3 protein-coding genes are annotated in these 2,527 nt (G+C 66.0%); 2 read left to right on the top strand and 1 reads right to left on the bottom strand.

The features are described from left to right. Nucleotides 1–188: 188 nt before the first annotated feature. A complete protein-coding gene (locus AC08OP_RS23975) occupies nucleotides 189–407 on the top strand; it encodes a hypothetical protein (RefSeq protein ID WP_476616244.1) in 219 nt (72 codons plus the stop codon). Between the two features lie 186 nt (nucleotides 408–593). Then, the gene (locus AC08OP_RS23970; RefSeq protein WP_476616243.1) at nucleotides 594–2,099 is read left to right on the top strand and encodes a right-handed parallel beta-helix repeat-containing protein; all 1,506 of its coding nucleotides are present in this window, start codon (nucleotides 594–596) and stop codon (nucleotides 2,097–2,099) included. Nucleotides 2,100–2,309: 210 nt separating this feature from the next. Here the strand turns inward: AC08OP_RS23970 and AC08OP_RS23965 are convergent. Next, nucleotides 2,310–2,527, bottom strand: a 218-nt coding sequence (locus tag AC08OP_RS23965; protein WP_476616242.1) for a hypothetical protein, incomplete at its 5' end; no start/stop codon positions are given.

Genomic DNA, 2,527 nt, shown 5'->3' with positions numbered 1-2,527 from the left:
CCCACCCCCCGCGAGACCTGCTGCAATAAAGCTCGCCTTAACCTCGGGTGGCATAATTTCGCGCATCCCCGGCGTGGAAAGGCCGCGGACTTGAGCGCACCGATATCGGGATCTACAGTTTTGCTCAGAAAAAAGCCCGACCCGAAACCATTCGGTCAGAAACGCGGGCAATGGAACGAGGAACTAACGTGACCGAAAGGACACGGACAGATGTGGTGCGGCAAGGGACGGCCGCGCCCCTCCCCGCGGTCATGCCGATCGAGGCGCCGCCGGTCGTGGTCGGGCCGCTGTCGCGGCACCGCCCCGGGCCGACGGTGAAGACCCGCGTCCGGCGCCGGCGGCGGCTGCGGCCGCGTGGGGCGCTTGCACCCCTGCACAAGGCGCGCTGGACCGCCACCCTGGACTGAGCCCTCCTACCGCCTGAGAAGACCGAAACCGGAGAGATCCCGCGCCCCCGGGTGGCGGCGGGCTGCACCTTGCTCGGGTGCGGCCGGGGATCGGTTTGTCTGAGCCAAAGTAAATCAGAAGTCAAACATAACAATATGGAACAGCGTCAGGGAACTGGCCTGGTCGTCACGAAGGAGAATACCAATATGGCAACGTACAACGTCTCGAACACATCGCAGCTGGTCGACGCCATGCGCGATGCCAGCGGCGGGGACCGCATCGTCCTGGCCGCGGGGACTTACCGGGACGTGACCTTCAACAGCCGGATGCCCGACTATTCCAGCGCGGTGACCATCACCTCCTCGGGCGGGGCGGTGTTTGAGAACCTGATGCTGACCGGCGTGCAGAACGTGACCTTCGACAATGTGACCTTCCGCGACATCGACAGCCACAAGCGGGCCGGACTAATCACTCGGTCGGAGAACATCACCATCACCAATTCCGAGGTGGTGGGCGCAATGAACGGCAGGCATGGCAGCGGCGCCGGGCTGCGGTTCTCGGATTCCGAGGACATCACCGTCACCAATACCAAGTTCAGCCAACTCCGCCAAGCGGTGGAGTTTGCCGGTATCGAGGGGCTTCTCGTCAGCGGCAATACCTTCCGCGAACTTTCCTCGGACGGGATCGGCCTTGCTGGCATCCGCAACGCCGTGATCCAGAACAACGACTTCACCGACCTCAATACCGACCGCAGCATCGGGCACAAGGACGCCATCCAGTTCGCGACCTTCAGCCCGAACGATGTCTCGAGCAACATCGTGATCCGCGGCAACACCATCGTCAATCCGGACGGGGGGGATTTCCACGGCATCTATCTCGGCAACCAGTATGGGGCGACCTATCGCGACATCCTGATCGAGGACAACACCATCCGCACCGCCCATGCGCTGGCGATCGGGGTGATCAAAGCCGACGGGCTGACCATCCGCGGCAATACCATCACCCATAACACCGAGGACGGCCATTCCGGCCTGGTCAATATCCCCGGGATCATGCTGTCGGCCAATTCGCGCAATGTTACCGTCACCGGCAACATTTCGCCGGGGGTACCCGCCGAAGAGCATTCGAGCTGGGAAGTCTCCGGCAATGACCACTCGCGCATCATGCGGCCGCTGCCGGACCAGTCGAACGGAGGTGCCGGTGGCGTCGGTGGCGTCATCAGCGTCCCGTCCTCATCCGGCTCATCATCCCGTGCTTCGGACAACGGCGGGAATACGGACGAGCCCGACACCACGCCCGCGCCGAGCACCCCCAGCGGCAGTGACAGCGGCAACGGCAGCTCCGGCGGCAGCGTCACCGGCAGCGGCGATCTGGTCTACAGCCACGGCGACCGGATCGACGGCACCGAGACCGACCGGGTCAGCCTCGATTTCGACGCCGGCGACCAGCTGCGCTTCATCCGCTACGACGACGGCACCTTCGATGCGGTCCGCGGCGGCAACGCGGTCGTGGTCGGCCGGACGGGCAGCTATGTGCGGGTCGATTCGGTGGTCGATATCGCCGAGATGGCCTCGGTCTCGTCGGACGTCAGCGCCTATACCAGCGGTGACGACCTGGTGATGCGGGTCGAGCAGGATGCGGGCACCGCCCTCATCACCCTGACCGGCATGGCCTCGGAATGGAACGAGGCGAACAACCCGGCGCTGTTCTGAGCCACCTTCGGCCCTCGGGCCGCCGCCGGTTCCCGGGGCGGCGGCCTTGCCTGCGCGCCTGGCCGGGCAGGGGGAGGCCCTCGAAGGCAGGGTGATCCCCAAAGCCCCTCGCGGTCGTTCGACGCAAAGGGGGCGCGGTCCGACCGCAGTGAAACGAGGATCCCAAGCCAGGGATCCGGAGCGCGAGCCTCGACAGGGCTCGAGCGCTGGCTAGGCGGGCGGAAAGCCCTGCTGCCAGCTGGCGCGGGCCTGCCAGACCGTGCCCCAGTGCGCCGCCTTCTCGGTACCGCGGCGGCCACGGGTGAGAAGCGCCAGCATCCCGCCGCCGAGCTTGCGGGACAGTGGTAGCATCCGCAGCAGGAAAACCCCGAGTGGCCGCTGCCAGGCCGGCAGGTAGCGGTGGGCGAGCGTCACCCGCGCCTTCAGGA

This window comes from Frankia sp. CeRuru1, assembly GCF_977966315.1.
The sequence above is the reverse complement of the archived record's forward strand: the minus strand, read 5'-3'. Positions and strand labels throughout refer to the sequence as shown.